The organism is Pseudomonas sp. GR 6-02 (assembly GCF_001655615.1).
Taxonomy (GTDB): domain Bacteria; phylum Pseudomonadota; class Gammaproteobacteria; order Pseudomonadales; family Pseudomonadaceae; genus Aquipseudomonas.
The window spans coordinates 4,556,258-4,573,970 of record NZ_CP011567.1 but is presented as its reverse complement, the minus strand read 5'-3'; the positions used below and the strand labels follow the sequence as shown (position 1 = coordinate 4,573,970).

20 protein-coding genes are annotated in these 17,713 nt (G+C 59.8%); 9 read left to right on the top strand and 11 right to left on the bottom strand.

What is annotated here, in order from left to right:
- Nucleotides 1–93: 93 nt before the first annotated feature.
- Nucleotides 94–447 carry a hydroxyisourate hydrolase gene (gene uraH / locus PGR6_RS19995; RefSeq protein ID WP_007940831.1) on the top strand — a complete coding sequence of 118 codons (354 nt, stop codon included), beginning with the start codon at nt 94–96 and terminating at the stop codon, nt 445–447.
- 190 nt (nt 448–637) lie between these two features.
- On the opposite strand, the gene PGR6_RS19990 is transcribed toward uraH, so the two are convergent.
- The 3 genes from PGR6_RS19990 to PGR6_RS19980 all read right to left on the bottom strand — a co-directional run bounded on the left by PGR6_RS19990 (nt 638) and on the right by PGR6_RS19980 (nt 3,503).
- A complete protein-coding gene (locus tag PGR6_RS19990) occupies nt 638–1,264 on the bottom strand; it encodes a LysE family translocator (protein WP_018925190.1) in 627 nt (208 codons plus the stop codon).
- 72 nt (nt 1,265–1,336) lie between these two features.
- Entirely contained in the window at nt 1,337–2,686 is a 1,350-nt protein-coding gene (locus tag PGR6_RS19985) for an NCS2 family permease (protein ID WP_064619262.1), read from the bottom strand.
- 361 nt (nt 2,687–3,047) lie between these two features.
- Nucleotides 3,048–3,503, bottom strand: coding sequence for a MarR family winged helix-turn-helix transcriptional regulator (locus PGR6_RS19980; protein WP_064619259.1), 456 nt, complete (start codon nt 3,501–3,503; stop codon nt 3,048–3,050).
- A gap of 82 nt (nt 3,504–3,585) precedes the next feature.
- Between PGR6_RS19980 and PGR6_RS19975 the strand changes: the two genes are divergently transcribed.
- On the top strand, nt 3,586–4,752 hold the full coding sequence (locus tag PGR6_RS19975) for an aminotransferase-like domain-containing protein (protein WP_064619256.1): 1,167 nt from the start codon (nt 3,586–3,588) through the stop codon (nt 4,750–4,752).
- A 100-nt stretch (nt 4,753–4,852) separates the two neighbouring features.
- Here PGR6_RS19975 and PGR6_RS19970 read toward each other — a convergent pair whose 3' ends face one another.
- From PGR6_RS19970 to PGR6_RS19950, 5 genes are all read right to left on the bottom strand, one after another.
- Nucleotides 4,853–5,224, bottom strand: coding sequence for a glutathione S-transferase N-terminal domain-containing protein (locus PGR6_RS19970; protein ID WP_018925194.1), 372 nt, complete (start codon nt 5,222–5,224; stop codon nt 4,853–4,855).
- Between the two features lie 101 nt (nt 5,225–5,325).
- Nucleotides 5,326–5,871, bottom strand: a complete 546-nt coding sequence (folE, locus tag PGR6_RS19965) for a GTP cyclohydrolase I FolE (protein ID WP_007988130.1) — start codon at nt 5,869–5,871, stop codon at nt 5,326–5,328.
- 77 nt (nt 5,872–5,948) lie between these two features.
- Nucleotides 5,949–6,506: a Smr/MutS family protein gene (locus PGR6_RS19960; RefSeq protein WP_008005647.1), complete on the bottom strand. Its 558-nt coding sequence runs from the start codon at nt 6,504–6,506 to the stop codon at nt 5,949–5,951.
- 87 nt (nt 6,507–6,593) lie between these two features.
- Complete coding sequence (locus tag PGR6_RS19955) at nt 6,594–6,914, bottom strand: hypothetical protein (protein WP_018925195.1); 321 nt, start codon at nt 6,912–6,914, stop codon at nt 6,594–6,596.
- A 131-nt stretch (nt 6,915–7,045) separates the two neighbouring features.
- Nucleotides 7,046–7,636, bottom strand: coding sequence for a cysteine hydrolase family protein (locus tag PGR6_RS19950; protein ID WP_018925196.1), 591 nt, complete (start codon nt 7,634–7,636; stop codon nt 7,046–7,048).
- Nucleotides 7,637–7,875: 239 nt separating this feature from the next.
- On the opposite strand from PGR6_RS19950, the gene prmB reads away from it, so the two are divergent.
- Nucleotides 7,876–8,784, top strand: a complete 909-nt coding sequence (gene prmB, locus PGR6_RS19945) for a 50S ribosomal protein L3 N(5)-glutamine methyltransferase (protein WP_028941057.1) — start codon at nt 7,876–7,878, stop codon at nt 8,782–8,784.
- Between the two features lie 125 nt (nt 8,785–8,909).
- Here prmB and PGR6_RS19940 read toward each other — a convergent pair whose 3' ends face one another.
- Nucleotides 8,910–9,701 (bottom strand): hypothetical protein, encoded by a 792-nt coding sequence (locus PGR6_RS19940; RefSeq protein WP_064619253.1) that lies wholly within the window; start codon nt 9,699–9,701, stop codon nt 8,910–8,912.
- 87 nt (nt 9,702–9,788) lie between these two features.
- Entirely contained in the window at nt 9,789–10,787 is a 999-nt protein-coding gene (locus tag PGR6_RS19935; RefSeq protein WP_064619250.1) for an alpha/beta hydrolase, read from the bottom strand.
- Between the two features lie 85 nt (nt 10,788–10,872).
- Between PGR6_RS19935 and aroC the strand changes: the two genes are divergently transcribed.
- Genes aroC through mtnC form a run of 5 tightly spaced genes read left to right on the top strand, consistent with a single transcriptional unit; the run spans nt 10,873 to nt 15,021 of the window.
- The gene (aroC, locus tag PGR6_RS19930) at nt 10,873–11,964 is read left to right on the top strand and encodes a chorismate synthase (protein ID WP_007940813.1); all 1,092 of its coding nucleotides are present in this window, start codon (nt 10,873–10,875) and stop codon (nt 11,962–11,964) included.
- A 28-nt stretch (nt 11,965–11,992) separates the two neighbouring features.
- A complete protein-coding gene (locus tag PGR6_RS19925; RefSeq protein WP_177343100.1) occupies nt 11,993–13,144 on the top strand; it encodes an MFS transporter in 1,152 nt (383 codons plus the stop codon).
- Nucleotides 13,141–13,767, top strand: coding sequence for a methylthioribulose 1-phosphate dehydratase (locus PGR6_RS19920; RefSeq protein ID WP_018925202.1), 627 nt, complete (start codon nt 13,141–13,143; stop codon nt 13,765–13,767). The genes PGR6_RS19925 and PGR6_RS19920 overlap by 4 nt, the downstream gene beginning before the upstream one ends.
- Nucleotides 13,768–13,787: 20 nt before the next feature.
- Nucleotides 13,788–14,333 carry a 1,2-dihydroxy-3-keto-5-methylthiopentene dioxygenase gene (locus PGR6_RS19915; RefSeq protein WP_018925203.1) on the top strand — a complete coding sequence of 182 codons (546 nt, stop codon included), beginning with the start codon at nt 13,788–13,790 and terminating at the stop codon, nt 14,331–14,333.
- 4 nt (nt 14,334–14,337) lie between these two features.
- The gene (mtnC, locus tag PGR6_RS19910; protein ID WP_064619247.1) at nt 14,338–15,021 is read left to right on the top strand and encodes an acireductone synthase; all 684 of its coding nucleotides are present in this window, start codon (nt 14,338–14,340) and stop codon (nt 15,019–15,021) included.
- A 120-nt stretch (nt 15,022–15,141) separates the two neighbouring features.
- On the opposite strand, the gene PGR6_RS19905 is transcribed toward mtnC, so the two are convergent.
- Nucleotides 15,142–15,420 (bottom strand): DUF3509 domain-containing protein, encoded by a 279-nt coding sequence (locus PGR6_RS19905; RefSeq protein ID WP_018925205.1) that lies wholly within the window; start codon nt 15,418–15,420, stop codon nt 15,142–15,144.
- 343 nt (nt 15,421–15,763) lie between these two features.
- Here PGR6_RS19905 and PGR6_RS19900 point away from each other — a divergent pair, with 343 nt between their 5' ends.
- Nucleotides 15,764–17,602, top strand: coding sequence for a long-chain-acyl-CoA synthetase (locus PGR6_RS19900; protein ID WP_064619244.1), 1,839 nt, complete (start codon nt 15,764–15,766; stop codon nt 17,600–17,602).
- The last annotated feature ends 111 nt before the right edge of the window (nt 17,603–17,713 follow it).

Here is a 17,713-nt window from a genome sequence, read left to right as displayed (position 1 = left end):
CTTTTCGTGCTCCGGAACGGTGCGGTCTCCTTTTCAACTGACTTCGGGAGGCGCGAGGTCTGACTGCTCCACGCAGGCAGGCGCGCAGAATCAATGGGACGTTTGACTACACACGTTTTGGACGCTGCACACGGTTGCCCGGGCAGTTCGATCAAGGTCGAGCTGTACCGCGTAGAAGGCTCGCAGCTGGAGCTGGTCGCCACGGCGCTCACCAACAGCGACGGCCGGGTCGATGCACCGTTGCTGCAAGGCGATGACTACCGTACCGGGGTCTATCAGCTGCAATTTCATGCGGGCGATTACTACCGCGCCCGTGGCGTTCAGTTGCCTGAGCCTGCGTTCCTCGACGTGGTGGTGCTGCGGTTCGGCATTTCTGCCGAACAGGATCACTACCATGTGCCTTTGCTGATTTCGCCATACAGCTATTCCACGTATCGCGGCAGCTGATCCCCCAAGCAGCTGTCTCAACCTGGAAGCGACTGCGCATATAGCTTCTTTGGTCTTTCGCCCGCCCACACTGCGGGCTTTTTTTCGCCTGGTGGAAAGTCAAAAGATCGCAGCCTTCGGCAGCTCCTACATGGAAACGCATCCCCCCTGTAGGAGCTGTCGAGTGCAACGAGGCTGCGATCTTTTGCCCTTAGCGGCTCAACAATGAGGCCGCGCCCGCACCGCTGAACAACCCGGCACTGACCCGGTTAAACCAGCTTTGCCCCTTGCCGCTACGCAGATACCGCGCCGCGCCATGAGCCCCCAGCCCATAAGCCAGCTTGCACAGCAGATCCAGCACGGTCCAGGTGGCAATCATCACCAGCAACTGCGGCAGGAACGGTTGTTCGGCACTCAAAAACTGCGGCAGGAACGCGGCAAAGAACAAAATGTCTTTCGGGTTGCTGGCGCCGAGCATGAACGCGCGCCCGAACAGTGCACGAAAGCGTGGCACCGGCGCAGCCTGGGGCACTTCGGCGCCCAGGGAGGGTTGGCGCGATTGCTGCCAGCTCTGCCAGGCGAGGTAGAACAGGTACAGCGCGCCGACGATTTTCAGAGCGCTGAACAGCTGTTCCGACGCCAGCAGCAATGCGCCCAAGCCGAACGCCGAAGCGCTGAGCAGGCAGATCGAGGCAAACACGCCTCCGAGAAACGCCGGGTAAGAACGACGCAAACCGTAATTCAGACTGTTGCTGATCATCAGCAAAGACAGTGGCCCCGGGATCAGGATCACCACCAGCGCAGCGCCGCTGAACAGCAGCCAGGTTTCCAGACTCATCACTTTCCTCCCTATGCACAAAAGCCCCACCCGACGGGGTGAGGCTGGTTTGAAACGCGTACCGCGTGACGCTTACAAGAAGATGAACTTGGCGATGAAGATCGCGCAGAGCACCCACAGGCTGACGGATATTTCCTTGTACTTACCGGTGCCGGCCTTCAGCACCACGTAAGTGATGAAGCCCAGCGCGATGCCGTCGGCGACCGAGAAGGTCAGCGGCATCATGATCGCGGTGACGATCGCCGGAATGCTGTCGGTCGCTTCTTCCCATTCGATGTGCGCCATGCCGCCCATCATCAGCATCGCTACATAAATCAGCGCACCGGCGGTTGCATAAGCGGGGATCATGCCAGCCAGCGGTGCGAAAAACATTGCGGCAATAAATAGCACACCTACGGTCACGGCGGTAAGACCAGTCCGACCACCCGCCGCTACGCCAGCGGCACTTTCCACATAGCTGGTAACTGGCGGCACACCGACCACCGCCCCGAAAACACTGGAGGCACTGTCGGCTTTCATGGCGCGGGACAGGTTTTCGATCCGGCCGTCAGCGTTCACCAGGTTGGCGCGCTGGGCGACGCCCATCAAGGTGCCGGCGGTGTCGAACATGTGCACAAAGAGGAAAGCCAGCACCACGCTGATCATGCTGACGTTGAACACGCCGGCGATGTTCATGGCCATCCAGGTCGGTGCCAGGCTCGGCGGGGCCGACATGATGCCCTCGTAGTGCACCAGGCCCAGGCCCCAGCCGGCCAGGGTCACGGTGATGATGCTGATGAGGATCGCGCCGAACACTTTGTGGTAGCTGAGCACGGCGATCATCAGGAAGCAGATGGCAGCCAGCAGTGGGCCGGGCTCGCGCAGGGAGCCGAGCTTGATCAGGGTGGCCGGGCTATCGACGACGATGCCCGAGGTTTTCAGGCCGATCAGCCCCAGAAACAGGCCCACACCCGCACCCATGGCGAAGCGCAGGCTCACCGGAATGCTATTGAGCAGCCATTCACGAATCCGGGAAAAGGTCAGGAACATGAACAACACGCCGGACACGAACACCGCGCCGAGAGCGGTTTCCCAGTTGTAGCCCATGGTGCCGACCACGGTGTAGGTGAAGAACGCGTTCAGGCCCATGCCCGGCGCCAGGCCCACCGGCCAGTTGGCGTACAGGCCCATCAACAGGCAACCCAGCGCGGCGGCGATGCAGGTGGCCACGAACGCGGCACCGTGATCGATCCCGGCATCGGCCATGATGTTGGGGTTGACGAAGATGATGTAGGCCATGGTGATGAAGGTTGTCAGACCGGCGATCAGCTCGGTCTTCACCGTGGTGCCGTGCAAGCTGAGTTTGAAGATGCGCTCCAGCCAGCCATTGCGTAACGGCGGCGAGAGTTCCAGCGTCGAGGCTTCGGATTTGCGGCTTTCCACAGCGAGTACTCCTCAAGAGTTTTATTGTTATTTCCAGGGCCGGACCCATGAGGGTGGCAGCGACCCTTTGAGGTACTTGCGAATTTGTTGACCTGGTGGTCAGGAACTCGCACGAAGCGAATTATGCTTTTGTATACAAATAAAGCAAATAATGTTTTTGATTTTGTAGACGAAAAAAATGGCAGGCGGGGTATATAGATATGAAATGTGATGTGTAGCGAGCTGTTTGTGGCGAGGGAGCTTGCTCCCGCTGGGGCGCGCAGCGGCCCGACTCAGGCGGTGGCAATTTTTCAGGCATACCGGCGTTATCGTTCTTTGCGACTGCTGCGCAGCCGAACGGGAGCAAGCTCCCTCGCCACAGTCAGGTGTCGTTCCGATCAACTCTGGTTACTTCCCCCAATGCCTGATTCACCGCCAACCACCCATTCACCGCCGTCTCCCCAGCTTCGGCAAACACCCGCTCGAGCAATTTCACCTGCTCGCGCCGTAACGACTGCTCGAACCGCGCGCCTTCCACAGTCAGTTCCAGCAGCCGCTTACGCTTGTCGGTCTGGGACGCGACGCTGTTCACCAAATGCATTTCCACCAACTGCCGCAGCGGAATGTTCAGCGCCTGCTTGGTCACGCCGAGCAACGCCAGCAACTCCTTGACGCTCAGGTTCGGATAACGCGCGATGAAAAACACGATGCGCTGATGCACCCGGCTCAAGCCGCGACGCTCGAGCATTTCATCAGCCTTGGCGGTGAAGGCCTGATAGCCGAAGAAAAACGCTTCCATGGCTTGTTGCTGGGTGGTGGGGTTTTTAAGGTCAAGCATGTTGACGTATCCGCTCGGTCTGTCGTAATTTCGGTCAATCAGTTTGACTCATTTTCCTCAGGCCTCGCTACCGGTGACCCCCATGGCTTTTTCCGAACGTGTCTCGCGCCTTAAAAGTTCTTTGATCCGTGAAATCCTCGCCGCCGCCCAGCGCCCGGAAGTGATGTCGTTCGCCGGCGGTTTGCCGGCCGAAGCCATGCTGCCGAAAGTCGAATGGGCGCAGATGCCGCTGTCCATGGGCCAATACGGGATGAGCGAAGGCGAGCCGGCACTGCGTGAAGCGTTGGCGGCCGAAGCCCGGGCGTTGGGCGTGCCGTGTGAGGCGAGTCAGGTATTGGTGGTCAGCGGTTCGCAACAAACCCTCGATCTGGCGGCCAAGCTCCACATCGACAAAGGCACCGAAATTCTGCTTGAAGCGCCGACCTATCTGGCGGCGTTGCAGATTTTTCAGCTGTTTGGCGCCGACTGCATCACCGTCCCGCTGGAGGCTGATGGCCCGAACCTGGCGCAACTGCGCAGCCGTCTGGAACAACACAAGCCAGCGTTCATCTACCTGATCCCGACGTTTCAGAATCCGTCGGCGGTGCGCTACAGCGAAGCCAAGCGCGATGCGGTGGCGGCGTTACTCGACGAGTTCGGCGTGACCCTGATCGAAGACGAACCGTACCGTGAGCTGACCTTCGACGGCGGCAGTGCCACGCCGATCGTCAGCCGCTTGACCAAGGCCAGTTGGATCTACACCGGCACCGTGTCGAAAACCCTGCTGCCGGGCCTGCGGGTTGGTTATTTGATTGCCAGTCCGGACCTGTTCCCGCATTTGCTGCGGCTCAAGCAATCGGCCGATCTGCACACCAACCGCATCGGGCAATGGCAAGCGCTGCAATGGATCGGTACTGAAAAATACCAGCAGCACTTGGGCGAGTTGCGGGACTTCTACCGGGTTCGTCGGGATGCGTTCCAGTCGGCACTGGAAAGGCATTTTTCCGATCTGGCGGATTGGAACGTGCCGCAGGGTGGGCTGTTTTTCTGGCTGACGCTCAAGCTGCCGCTGGATACCCGCACGCTGCTCAAAGCGGCGCTGGCAGCAGATGTGGCGTTCATGCCGGGCGAACCGTTTTTCCCTGAGCCGGATAACAACCCCGGCCATCTGCGACTGAACTTCAGCCACATTGATCCGGCACGGCTGGACGAAGGGCTCAAGCGATTGGCAGCGGTGGTGCGTCAGGCCCAGGCGGCGCAAGCAGCCTGAGGCTGTTGGTGGGAGAGGGGGTAGAAACGAATAAACCGGCCAATCGGCCGGTTTATTTTTGTTCGGGTTTTGCGGTGTTTATACCGGCGCCACAGAAGCGTCAGACCGCAGCAAACCGCTTATCCAGATAATCAATGATCACCTTGGACTCATACATCCAGGTGGTCTGGCCATTCTCTTCGATGCGCAGGCACGGCACCTTGATCTTGCCGCCTTGCTCCAGCAGGGCCTGGCGATCCTGTTCGTTGTTCTTGGCATCGCGCAAGGCCACCGGAACGTTCAGGCGACGCAGGGTGCGACGGGTTTTCACGCAGAACGGGCAGGCGTGGAACTGATACAGCGTCAGGTCCTTGGCGGCCGCTTCGACCTGAGCCTGAGCGGCGGCGGGGCGCTGCTTCTTGCCAGGGCGGGTGATGAAATCGATGAAGATGATCAGTTGGCCGAGGCCGACACGAAGCGCTTTGACGAACACGGTATAAGTCTCTCAGGGCAAACAGAAGGCGCGCAGCTTACCTGATTTTTCGCAGGCGAAAAAAAACCGGCGATCAGTGCCGGTTTTCTTCTTGCTGCGCGTTACTTGATCAGGCTGAGAAACTCGCTGCGGGTGGCGGCGTTTTCGCGGAACTCACCGAGCATCACCGAGGTGATCATCGTCGAATTCTGTTTCTCCACACCGCGCATCATCATGCACATGTGCTTGGCCTCGATCACCACTGCCACGCCCAGGGCGCCGGTGACTTGCTGGACCGCATCGGCGATCTGGCGGCTGAGGTTTTCCTGGATCTGCAGGCGGCGGGCGTACATATCGACGATCCGCGCGACTTTCGACAGTCCCAGTACCTTGCCGCTCGGAATATAGGCAACGTGCGCCTTGCCGATGAACGGCAGCAGGTGATGCTCGCACAACGAGTAGAGCTCGATGTCCTTGACCAGCACCATCTCGCTGTTGTCGGAGCTGAACAAGGCACCGTTGGTGACCTCTTCCAGCGTCTGTTCATAACCGCGGCAGAGGTACTGCATGGCTTTGGCGGCACGTTTTGGCGTGTCGAGCAGGCCCTCGCGGGACACGTCCTCGCCCAATTGGCCGAGAATCGCGGTGTAATTCTGTTCCAGGGACATGAAACTACCTGTGGGATTTTACGCAAAGGGCAAGGGTACGGTGGCAAACACGGCGCTGCAAGCGTGAAGCGACAGCTTTACTCGTCGCGACCTTCCATCATGGTTCGTTTAAGCATCACGTAAACCGCTCCAGCGCCGCCGTGTTTCGGCTGGCACGAGGTGAAGCCGAGCACTTGTGGATGCTGACGTAGCCAAGTGTTGACGTGACTCTTGATCATCGGCCGCTTGCCGTCCAGACGCACGGCTTTGCCGTGGGTGACGCGCACGCAGCGGATTTCGAATTTAGTTGCTTCGGCCAGAAACGCCCAGAGGGTTTCACGGGCCTTTTCCACGTTCATGCCATGCAGGTCAAGGCTGCCTTCGAACGGAATCTGTCCGATCTTGAGCTTGCGCATCTGGCTTTCCTGAACACCGTCACGCGCCCACATCAGCTCGTCTTCCGGGCCGACATCAATCACAAACTGATCGGACAGCCCGTCAACGGTGGTCGCATCGGTGCGCACAGTGGCGGCCTGGCGCAGCTTGGCGATTTGCGCGCGGTCGGCCTTGGGTTTGCCGGTTTCAGCGCGATCGTGCTTGATCGGCTTGACGCCTTGGATCGCGCTTTTGAACAGGGAAAAATCGTCGTCTTGCATGTCAGCCTCCGCGAAGGGGGGGCAGTTTACCCAAGTCGGAGCGCTATCCATAACAATTGAGGCCCGTCAAAACGCCAGGCCTTTGATTCAGTCGTGTTTTTTCATCAGGTGCGGGGCTATGTTCAGCTCTCGCGACTGGCGCGAACGGCGACGGCAGCGGCGCCATAGCGACACGCCGAGGTACAGCACGAACACGCCCACCGCCAGAATGATCGACGAGCCCAGCGGGCTGGCATTCAACTCGCCCAACGCCGGTGGCCGCCCGAGCAGGCTGGCCGCGCCGGCCATCGCCAGCAATACACCGCACATCGCCAGCAGGGCAGCGAACGCTGCGCCGAAACGAAATCGCCAGTTGCGTTGGCCCTTGGGCCGCAAGCGGCGTGCATCAAAACCATCGGATAACTTCATTCCGACCTTCCTCAATGGGTATCGGCCCTTCGACCGGGAGTTGACCGGGATGTTCCTGAGGCTAGGGCAATTACGGCAAATGAGAGGCTTTTGCGGATGAGCGGCGGTTTGGGCCGCTCATCGACGGTCGATCAGATCAGGTCGCGGGTCAGGGCGAGGGTGGCGAAGTTGTCCGCCATGATCGCCATTTCGGTCTGCTGAACGTGTTCGGCGCTGAGGATCCCGCCCTTGCAAGGCAAATCCCGCGTCGCGCAGGCGTCTTCCACCAGAGTGCAGCGAAAGCCCAGGTTCTTCGCCGCACGCACGGTGGTGCTGACGCTGGAGTGACTCATGAAACCGCAAACGATCAGGTCGAGCGAGCCCAGTTGTTGCAGGCGATCGTACAGTTCGGTGCCGTGAAACGCGCTTGGCAGCAATTTGCCGATGACGGTTTCGTCGCCCTGTGGCTCCAGGCCCGGGATGAACTCACCGCGTTCGCCCTGGGGATCGAACAGCCCACCGACGGTGCCGAGGTGACGCACGTGCACGATTGGCCGACCGGCTGCACGGGCAGCGGTCAGCAGGTGTTTGATGTTCGCGACGGCAGCATCCATGCCGCTCAGGGCCAGCGGACCACTGAGGTATTCTTTCTGGGCATCGATGATGACTAGGGTCGCATGACCCAGATTGGCCGCTGCGTAACCACGGCCGCTGAGTTGAAACATCGTTTTTGGAACGGACATTCTGGGGCTCCTTCGGGTGGGGCTTTTGCGGCATTGTCCTCTGGCTGAGCGCTTCTGTGAATCGCTTCCATCGCAGGCACCGCCGTTGCTGGCTCGCAGCCTTGTCAAGATACTCGTTCTGTTCAATAGCTCGCTGAAAAAATAGAAGAGTCCTACATCTGATCCGGTGTTTTTCCTGCGTCGTCGCGGCGCCTTTTGGCTGTTAGAATCGTCAGTCGTTTTTTCTGGAGTTTACCCCCGTGATCACTTCCCGACTTCGTACCCTGCGTGACCATATCCGTTGGGCCGTCAGCCGCTTCCATGGGGAGGATCTGTTTTTCGGCCATGGGACCGACAACGCCTGGGACGAAGCCCGTCAACTGGTATTGGGTGCGCTGCACTTGCCGTGGGAAATCGCCGACAGCTATCTGGACTGCCGTCTGGAGGACGATGAGCTGGTCAATCTGCAACGCCTGCTCAAGCGCCGCATCGAAGAACGCATTCCGACCGCTTACCTGCTGGGCGAAGCCTGGTTCTGCGGCTTGTCGTTCATTGTCGACGAACGCGTGCTGATCCCGCGTTCGCCGATTGGCGAGCTGATCGAAAAACGTTTCGAGCCGTGGCTGGGTGCCGAACCTGCGCGCATTCTCGACTTGTGCACCGGTTCCGGTTGCATCGGTATCGCCTGTGCCTATGAGTTCCAGAACGCCGAAGTGGTTTTGGCCGACCTGTCGTTCGAAGCACTGGAAGTGGCTAACCAGAACATCGAGCGCCACGGTGTCGACGAGCGCGTGTTCACCGTTCAGGGCGATGGTTTCGATGGTTTGCCAGGGCAACGTTTCGACCTGATCGTGTCGAACCCGCCTTACGTCGATGCGGAAGATTTCGCCGACATGCCGGACGAATATCAACACGAACCCGAGCTGGGCCTGGCCTGTGGCGACGACGGTTTGAATCTGGTGCGCCGCATGCTCGCCGAAGCGGCGGATCATCTGACCGAGAAAGGTTTGTTGATCGTCGAGGTGGGTAACAGCCAGGTTCACGTCGAGGCGTTGTACCCGGAAGTCGATTTCGCCTGGCTGGAGTTCGAGCGCGGTGGGCATGGGGTGTTCATGCTGACCGCCGAGCAGTGCCGCGATCATCAGGCGCTGTTCGCTTCTCGCGTCTGACCTGAGAAAGCCTTCGCGGGCAAGCCTCGCTCCTACAGGTTTTGTGTGTGCCACATCAATTGGGTACGACACAACACCTGTAGGAGCGAGGCTTGCCCGCGAATGGCGCGCCGCGGATTACGCTATCAACGATGCGTGGCAATCCAGATCAACAACCCCGCCTGAAACACCGCAAACGCCACCAGACAGGTAATGGTAAAACGCAGTCCAGCGTCTTCACGCTTGTACTTGCTGACCTTTTCTTCGTGTTTCTTCAGTTTGACTTCCTGTTCCGCCAGGTTCTGCTCGGCTTGCTGGAGCATCTGCGCGGCTTCGAGGATTTCCACCTGTTGCAGCTTTTCGCTGTTCCAGTCGCCCAGCAAATCACCGATCTGCACCTCTTTGACGCTGCCCTTCAAATGCTGGGCATCGGCGTAGGCCACGTCAAAACCGTGCACCCGCAGAAAGTGGTCGCGGCGCAGGCGCGTGTCTTCGTTCAACGCGTCCTTGTTGTTCAAGTCGGTGCCGTCGACGGTGTAGGCGGGCCATCGTTTCTTCGCCCAAGTAATGCCTTGAGCCGCCATATAGCGCCCGATGCCACGGTTCATCGGCTCTATCTGCAAGCCGCTTTCCGGAGCGAAATGCACGCGTTTGGCGGTGTGATCGACCCACACATCCAGATGATTCTGTTCTTTGCGTACCCGTTGGCCTGGCAGCTTGATGGCCATGCGCAGCAGGCTGTGCTCCTTGCTGTTGCGTTCGGCGTAACCGAATTCGACAAAGCGCAGCGGTCGGCCGCCGGTGTTACGGTCGGTTTGCAACGGCGCCAGGCGGAGCATTTTGTGGTGCTCGACGTGGACGTCCGCCCACGGCAGCTCGACCGCTGGCGGTGTGTCTTTTTCAGCGGTGGAGTCGGGTGAAGTCTGGGTATCAGTCATAACGGCGAGATCCTGTCCAAGCCCTGTTGCCGCCAGTCATAGCGCTGGCGACAAAGGCTTATCGGCCGTTTTTTTCAGGACTGGAGCTTAACTGGGGCGAAGTCCGTCAATAAATCCGAGGATTCGTGCGCCGAGCTCCGCCGCCAGGGGCAATTGCGGATCTTTATAGGAGGCCAATTGCCGCTTCACGTCGTTGGGCACGATGCGCATGACGTGGTTCATGCCTTCGATCAGTGCCAGTTCGGCGTCCGGTTTGGCGGCTTTGAGCGCCCTGGCGTCACCCACGCCGACCTGGATGTCGTTGCTGCCCTGAATGATCAGTGCCGGCATCTTCAGTTTGGCGAAGGCGGCTGCCGGGTCCTGGCGGAACAGTGAAATCAGGTACGGCTGCACGCTGGGGCGGAAAATCACCTGCAACTGCGGCGGCACGTTGTCGTCAGTGAGGCCGGCCTTGAGGCTGTCGAGCAGTTCATTGCTGCGCAGCATCAAGGCCGGCGGCAAGCGATTGCTCAACTGCTGGCGCAGCACTTGATCGATCGGCCGGGCGCTGCCGGACAGGGAAATCACCGCCGCGGCGTCGACACTTGGCGCCGCCAGGCTGGCAATCAACGCACCTTCGCTGTGACCCAGCAAAATCAGTTTGCCCAGACGTGGGTCGGCCTTGAGCTTCTGCCCCCAGGCCACGGCATCGGCCACATAGGCTTCCACCGACAGATTGCGTTCATCGGGCGTTGCCGCAAGGCTCGCCGCCACGCCGCGTTTGTCGTAACGCACACTGGCAATGTTGTGTTTGGCCAACACCCACGCCAGCCGTTTGAGGCTGTCATTGCGCCCGCCGTCGGGGTTGTTTCCGTCACGATCCGTAGGGCCGGAGCCGGAAATGATCAGGACAACCGGTACCGGCGTGTCGGACTTGGGCAGCAACAGCGAGCCGAAAAGCTCGCCACTGTCGGTGTCCAGGGTGATCGGGCGTTGCAGGACGGAGGCCTGTACAAAACCGGTAAACAGGGTAAGGCTCAAGGCTAGAACTCGCAGCATCATCACGCCATCATCAACAAGGTGCCGGTTGGACTCGCAGGCACCCATAAGGTTCGAGGATGAACTACTTGGGTAGCCTGCGTATACTGGCGCGCATTACGTATTTTAGGTTCGATTTCACGGAGCGTCCTGCATGTCCGGCAATACCTACGGCAAGCTGTTCACTGTCACCACCGCGGGCGAAAGCCATGGTCCGGCGTTGGTCGCCATTGTCGATGGCTGCCCGCCGGGCCTGGAGATCTCCCTTGAGGACCTGCAGCGCGACCTGGACCGCCGCAAGCCCGGCACCAGCCGCCACACCACCCAGCGCCAGGAAGCCGACGAAGTCGAAATCCTTTCCGGCGTGTTCGAAGGCCGCACTACCGGTTGCGCCATCGGCCTGTTGATCCGCAACACCGACCAGAAGTCCAAGGACTACTCGGCGATCAAGGATCTGTTCCGTCCGGCCCACGCCGACTACACCTACCATCACAAATACGGTGAGCGCGATTACCGCGGCGGCGGTCGCAGTTCGGCCCGTGAAACCGCCATGCGCGTAGCCGCCGGCGCGATTGCCAAGAAATACCTGGCCACCCAGGGCATCGTCATTCGTGGCTACATGAGCCAGCTCGGCCCGATCGAAATCCCGTTCAAGACCTGGGATTCGGTGGAAGAGAACGCTTTCTTCAGCCCCGACCCGGACAAAGTGCCGGAGCTGGAAGCCTATATGGACCAGTTGCGTCGCGACCAGGATTCGGTCGGCGCGAAGATCACCGTGGTCGCCGAAGGCGTGATGCCGGGCCTCGGCGAGCCGATCTTCGACCGCCTCGACGCCGAACTGGCCCACGCGCTGATGAGCATCAACGCGGTCAAGGGCGTGGAAATCGGCGCCGGTTTTGCCAGCATCGCCCAGCGTGGCACTGAACACCGAGATGAAATGACCCCGGAAGGTTTCCTCAGCAACAACGCCGGCGGCATTCTCGGTGGCATTTCGTCGGGTCAGCCGATCGTTGCGCACCTGGCGCTCAAGCCTACATCGAGCATTACCACGCCGGGCCGTTCCATCGATATCCATGGCAACCCGGTGGAGGTCGTCACCAAGGGTCGTCACGACCCGTGCGTCGGCATCCGCGCCACGCCAATCGCCGAAGCGATGATGGCCATCGTGCTGATGGACCACTTGCTGCGTCACCGCGGGCAGAACGCCGATGTGCGCGTGAGCACTCCGGTGTTGGGGCAGCTTTAATGGCTGATCTGAAAGCCGCTGCAGTCTGATGACGGTGGCGGCGCTCCCGTACTGGCGGCTTTCCAGCTTCTACCTGTTCTATTTCGCCTTGCTCGGTTCGACAGCGCCGTTTCTGGCGCTGTACTTCGATCATCTGGGCTTCAGCGCCGCACGCATTGGCGAACTGGTGGCGATCCCGATGCTGATGCGCTGCGTGGCGCCGAATATCTGGGGCTGGCTCGGTGACTACACCGGGCGACGCCTGGCGATCGTGCGTTTTGGCGCCGCCTGCACCTTGCTGACCTTCTCACTGATTTTCGTCAGCAAAAGCTACGCCTGGCTGGCGATGGTCATGGCCTTGCACGCGTTTTTCTGGCATGCGGTGTTGCCGCAGTTCGAGGTCATCACCCTGGCTCATTTGCGGGGACAGACCTCGCGTTACAGTCAGATTCGCCTGTGGGGCTCAATCGGTTTCATCATCACTGTCGTGGCGCTGGGCCGATTGTTCGAATGGCTCAGCCTCGACATTTACCCGGTGGCACTGGTGCTGATCATGGCCGGGATCGTCGTCAGCAGTCTCTGGGTGCCCAACGCGCAACCGGTTCAGGGTGAACGGTTGGCGGGGGAGGGATTCCTCCAGCAATTGCGCAACCCCGGAGTATTGGCGTTTTACGCGTGCGTGGCGCTGATGCAGATGAGTCACGGGCCGTATTACACCTTTCTGACCTTGCACCTTGAGCGACTCGGTTACAGTCGCGGGCTGATCGGCATGCTCTGGGCGGTCGGCGTGGTCGCCGAAGTCTTGATGTTTCTGTTCATGAGCAAGATTCTCGCGCGCTTCTCGGTACGCCGGGTGCTGCTGACGAGTTTCCTGCTGGCGGCTTTGCGTTGGTTGTTGCTCGGCTCGTTTGCCGAGTTCCTTTGGGTGTTGCTGTTCGCCCAGGTGCTGCACGCCGCCACCTTCGGCAGCTTTCACGCCGCTGCCATCCAGTTCGTGCAACGTAGCTTCGGCGCGCGCCAGCAAGGCCAGGGCCAGGCGTTGTATGCCGCGCTGGCCGGCACCGGCGGTGCACTGGGCGCGTTGTACTCCGGCTACAGCTGGAATGCCCTCGGCGCCACATTGACCTTTAGTATTGCCAGCCTCGCAGCCTTTGCCGCTGCCGTTATCATTGCCACACGTATGCAAGAGGACAGGCCATGAGCCTTACCCGTGAACACCTCGCCCAGGAAATCATCGACGCCGGGCGCTTTCTGTATGGCCGCGGCTGGTCGCCGGCCACCAGCAGCAATTACTCGACCCGCCTGTCGCCGACCGAAGCCTTGCTGACCGTGTCCGGCAAGCACAAGGGCCAACTGGGCCCGGACGATGTGCTGGCCACCGACTTGTCAGGCAACAGCCTGGAGCCAGGCAAGAAGCCGTCCGCCGAAACCCTGTTGCACACCCAGCTCTATAGCTGGCGTCCGGAGATCGGCGCGGTGCTGCACACCCATTCGGTGAACGCCACGGTGCTGTCGCGCCTGACGCCGGAAGATTTCATCGAGTTCGAAGACTACGAACTGCAAAAGGCCTTCAGCGGCGTGTCGACCCACGAGTCCCGGGTGCGCGTGCCGATTTTCGACAACGACCAGGACATTGCGCGGCTGGCCACCAAGGTGCAGCCTTGGCTCGACGCCCACCCTGATTGCGTCGGCTACCTGATTCGCGGTCATGGCCTCTACACGTGGGGCGCGCGCATGAGCGACGCACTGCGGCAGATCGAGGCTTTTGAATTTTTGTTCGAGTGCGAGTTGAAGACGCGCTCGCTCTTTAACCGTAATGCATGAACTGTTAAGGAGTTGCCCTGATGAGCAGCCTGTCCGTTTACCACGTCTCAAGCCCTGACATTCCGAACAAGGTGCTGACCCACTTTGAAGACATCGCCTCGACCCTGGCCGAGCAGGGCGTGCGTTTCGACCGTTGGCAAGCCGCAGCGAAAATCCAGCCCGGCGCCAGTCAGGAAGAAGTGATCGCCGCGTACCAGGAGCAAATCGACAAGCTGATGACCGAGCGCGGTTACATCACCGTCGACGTGGTCAGCTTGAACAGCGATCACCCGCAAAAAGCCGAGTTGCGTGCCAAGTTTCTCGATGAACACCGTCATGGCGAAGACGAAGTGCGATTTTTCGTCGCCGGCCGTGGCTTGTTCACCCTGCACATCGACGATTACGTGTACGCCGTGCTCTGCGAGAAGAACGACCTGATCTCGGTGCCAGCCGGCACAAAGCACTGGTTCGACATGGGTGAAAACCCGCATTTCGTCGCAATCCGCCTGTTCAACAACCCCGAAGGCTGGGTGGCCAACTTCACCGGCGATGACATCGCCAGCCACTTCCCGTGTCTTGAGGACTGAACCGATGCCGATCAAAGCGATTCTCACCGACATCGAAGGCACCACCAGCGCGGTGAGTTTTGTGTTCGACGTGTTGTTTCCGTACGCGGCCAAACACCTGCCGGACTTCGTTCGCGAAAATGCCGAACGTGCTGACGTCGCCGAACAGCTCGAGGCTGTGCGGCGTGACGGCGGTGAACCACAAGCCGACGTCGAGCGGGTCATCGAAATTCTCTTGGGCTGGATCGCCGAAGACCGCAAGGCCACGCCGCTCAAGGCGTTGCAGGGCATGGTCTGGGAGCAGGGGTATCAGGCCGGGCAGTTGAAGGGCCATGTTTACCCGGACGCCGTTGAAGCGCTGAAGCGCTGGCATCAGGAAGGCTATCAACTGTTTGTTTATTCCTCGGGTTCGATTCAGGCGCAAAAACTGATTTTCGGTTGTTCGGAGGCGGGGGATCTGTCGCCATTGTTCAGTGGCTATTTCGACACCACTTCAGGGCCCAAGCGCGAAGCGCAGTCCTATGAGCGCATCACCCAGGCGATTGGTGTCGAGGCTTCGCAGATTCTGTTTTTGTCCGACATCGTTCAGGAACTGGACGCGGCGCGCACGGCCGGCATGGCCACCTGTGGCCTGGCACGTGAAGGCGGGGAGTTGGCAGGGCATGTGACGGTGGACAGTTTTGCGCGGATCAGTCCTTCTGCCCTGTAAACCCCAGAACCTGTAGGAGCAGAGCTTGCTCGCGAAGGCGGCAGGTCAGTCAACATTAATGTCGCCTGACACTCCGCTTTCGCGAGCAAGCTCTGCTCCTACAGGGGATTGCGTGACGATTTATGCCGAGTGATAGGTCGGCAGTGCGAACCGTTGCTGGCTTTGCAGCATGGAAATCTGCGGCAGTTCGCTGGCCTGTTCGGCGACGTCACGGCGAATCGCGCTGATGACCCATGACAGCTGATCGCCGGCATGCAATTGCTGGTAGGAAATCGAACGTTTGAAGACTTTACCGTCGTGGCTGCGCAGGGTCAGCAGAATGCCGCCATCCGGCCGGGGCTGGGTGGTCACTTCGAAGTTGGAGAACAGCGACGAAAATTTTTCCTGGATCAGGCTCATGTCTATCAGCTCCATTTTGTGCTTGAAGGGCAACATGGAGGGGTAGTTGCAGTGATTGTGCCAGCACCTATATTTTTAAAATTTCATATAAATCAGTAAGTTATATTTTTATGATTTTTTGGCTTTCGTGCAATTTGCATGAATGGCCATCGTGCATCCTGCATTTTGCGAGATCGTCGACAACTGGATGGAACCAATCGCAACGGCGGAGTTCCGCTTTGCGAAGGCATCGGTCGCGGATACAAAACATTGCAAAAACCGCGTGTACAGCTCAAGAAGCCCTGACGTATTTTCGGCCTCAATCAACGCCACCCGACAATAAAAAGATCGAACGGGAGCAACCATGAGCCGCACGCTGCACGACACGATTACCTGGGGCATGATGCTCCGCAAGCTGCCTTCCATTGCCAAAGCCATCCCCCGCGTGGTGAAGGGCATGAAAGTCGCCAACGTCAAGGACCCGACCCAACCGTGTGGTCTCGGCTGGAGCTTCGAGCAGGCGACGTTGCGCAATCCCGATGGCCCGGCATTGCTGCAGGGCGACGTGATGCTCACTTATGCACAGGCCAATCAGTGGGCCAATCGCATCGCCCATCACCTGATTGCCCAAGGCATCGGCAAGGGCGATGTGGTCGCGGTGTTTATCGAGAACCGTGTGGAACTGCTGGTGACGATATTGGCGGTGGCCAAGGTCGGTGCGATCAGCGCCTTGCTGAATACCTCCCAGACCCGCGATACCCTGGTTCATAGCCTGAATCTGGTGGCGCCTGTAGGGATTGTGGTCGGAGAAGAGCTGGTTCCGGCCTTCAATGCGGTCCGCGAGCGGGTGGCCATCGATGTGGCGCGCACCTGGTTTGTCGCCGATCAAGACACTTATCGCGATCCGGGCAAAACGCCCGATGGTTTCATTAACCTGATGACGGCCAGCTGCGACGCGCCCAGTGACAATCCCGTCAGCAGCCGGCAGGTTTTTCTCGACGACCCTTGTTTCTATATCTACACCTCGGGCACTACCGGGTTGCCCAAGGCCGGGGTGTTCAAGCACGGCCGCTGGATGCGCAGCTCCGCCAGCTTCGGGCTGATCGCCCTGGACATGCAGCCGCAGGACGTCGTCTATTGCACCTTGCCGCTGTACCACGCCACCGGGCTCTGCGTGTGCTGGGGCTCGGCGATCAGCGGGTCGTCGGGGTTTGCCATCCGCCGCAAGTTCAGCGCCAGCCAGTTCTGGAGCGACGTGCGCAAATACCGGGCGACCACCCTCGGGTACGTTGGCGAGTTGTGTCGCTACCTGGTGGATCAACCGCGCAGCGTCGACGACAGTCGGCACAGCGTGAGGAAGATGATCGGCAATGGTCTGCGCCCCGGCGCGTGGAACGAGTTCAAGACGCGATTTGCCGTCGACCACATCTGCGAGCTGTACGCCGCCAGCGACGGCAATATTGGTTTCACCAACATCCTCAACTTCGACAACACCATTGGCTTTTCCTTGATGTCCTGGGAGCTGGTGGCGTACGACCACGACAGCGGTGCCCCCACGCGGGATGCCAACGGCTTCATGCACAAAGTGGCCAAGGGCGAGCAGGGGCTGTTGTTGGCGAGGATCGACGACAAGGCGCCTCTGGACGGCTACACCGATCCACAGAAGACCGCAAAAGTGGTGCTCCACGATGTGTTCGTGAAGGGCGACCGCTACTTCAATACCGGTGACCTGCTGCGCAACATCGGTTTCGGTCATGCGCAATTTGTCGATCGCCTGGGCGACACCTACCGCTGGAAGGGCGAAAACGTCTCCACTACCGAGGTCGAGAACATCCTGTTGCAACACCCGCACATCGCCGAAGCCGTGGCCTATGGCGTGGAAATTCACAACACCAATGGGCGGGCAGGGATGGCGGCCATCACCCCGGCCGAATCCCTGGCGACCCTGGATTTCAGTGAGTTGCTGGCGTTCGCCAGGCAACAAATGCCGGCCTATGCGGTGCCACTGTTCCTGCGGGTGAAAGTGAAAATGGAAACCACCGGGACCTTTAAGTACCAGAAGACCCGGCTCAAGGACGAAGCCTTCGACCCGAGCAAAACCGGCGATGACCCGATTTATGCCTGGCTGCCGGGCACCGAAACCTACGTGCGAGTCACCGAGCAGGTGCTGGCGGATATTTACGGAGGCAGGCATCGCTATTGAAAGGGTCGCTATTGAATATCGCTATGACCGTCCATGAGAAAAAACAAGTGACAGGTTCCGGGCTGCTCGGGAAACTATCGGCTTTCCGATTGACCGAATGTGGAGTCCCCA

Coding starts and splice junctions, on each gene's coding strand:
- uraH (WP_007940831.1), top strand. CDS start 94: ATGGGACGTTTGACTACACACGTTTTGGACGCTGCACACGGTTGCCCG.
- PGR6_RS19990 (WP_018925190.1), bottom strand. CDS start 1,264: ATGAGTCTGGAAACCTGGCTGCTGTTCAGCGGCGCTGCGCTGGTGGTG.
- PGR6_RS19980 (WP_064619259.1), bottom strand. CDS start 3,503: ATGCTTGACCTTAAAAACCCCACCACCCAGCAACAAGCCATGGAAGCG.
- PGR6_RS19975 (WP_064619256.1), top strand. CDS start 3,586: ATGGCTTTTTCCGAACGTGTCTCGCGCCTTAAAAGTTCTTTGATCCGT.
- folE (WP_007988130.1), bottom strand. CDS start 5,871: ATGTCCCTGGAACAGAATTACACCGCGATTCTCGGCCAATTGGGCGAG.
- PGR6_RS19960 (WP_008005647.1), bottom strand. CDS start 6,506: ATGCAAGACGACGATTTTTCCCTGTTCAAAAGCGCGATCCAAGGCGTC.
- PGR6_RS19955 (WP_018925195.1), bottom strand. CDS start 6,914: ATGAAGTTATCCGATGGTTTTGATGCACGCCGCTTGCGGCCCAAGGGC.
- PGR6_RS19950 (WP_018925196.1), bottom strand. CDS start 7,636: ATGTCCGTTCCAAAAACGATGTTTCAACTCAGCGGCCGTGGTTACGCA.
- PGR6_RS19940 (WP_064619253.1), bottom strand. CDS start 9,701: ATGACTGATACCCAGACTTCACCCGACTCCACCGCTGAAAAAGACACA.
- PGR6_RS19935 (WP_064619250.1), bottom strand. CDS start 10,787: ATGGGTGCCTGCGAGTCCAACCGGCACCTTGTTGATGATGGCGTGATG.
- aroC (WP_007940813.1), top strand. CDS start 10,873: ATGTCCGGCAATACCTACGGCAAGCTGTTCACTGTCACCACCGCGGGC.
- PGR6_RS19925 (WP_177343100.1), top strand. CDS start 11,993: ATGACGGTGGCGGCGCTCCCGTACTGGCGGCTTTCCAGCTTCTACCTG.
- PGR6_RS19920 (WP_018925202.1), top strand. CDS start 13,141: ATGAGCCTTACCCGTGAACACCTCGCCCAGGAAATCATCGACGCCGGG.
- PGR6_RS19915 (WP_018925203.1), top strand. CDS start 13,788: ATGAGCAGCCTGTCCGTTTACCACGTCTCAAGCCCTGACATTCCGAAC.
- mtnC (WP_064619247.1), top strand. CDS start 14,338: ATGCCGATCAAAGCGATTCTCACCGACATCGAAGGCACCACCAGCGCG.
- PGR6_RS19905 (WP_018925205.1), bottom strand. CDS start 15,420: ATGAGCCTGATCCAGGAAAAATTTTCGTCGCTGTTCTCCAACTTCGAA.
- PGR6_RS19900 (WP_064619244.1), top strand. CDS start 15,764: ATGAGCCGCACGCTGCACGACACGATTACCTGGGGCATGATGCTCCGC.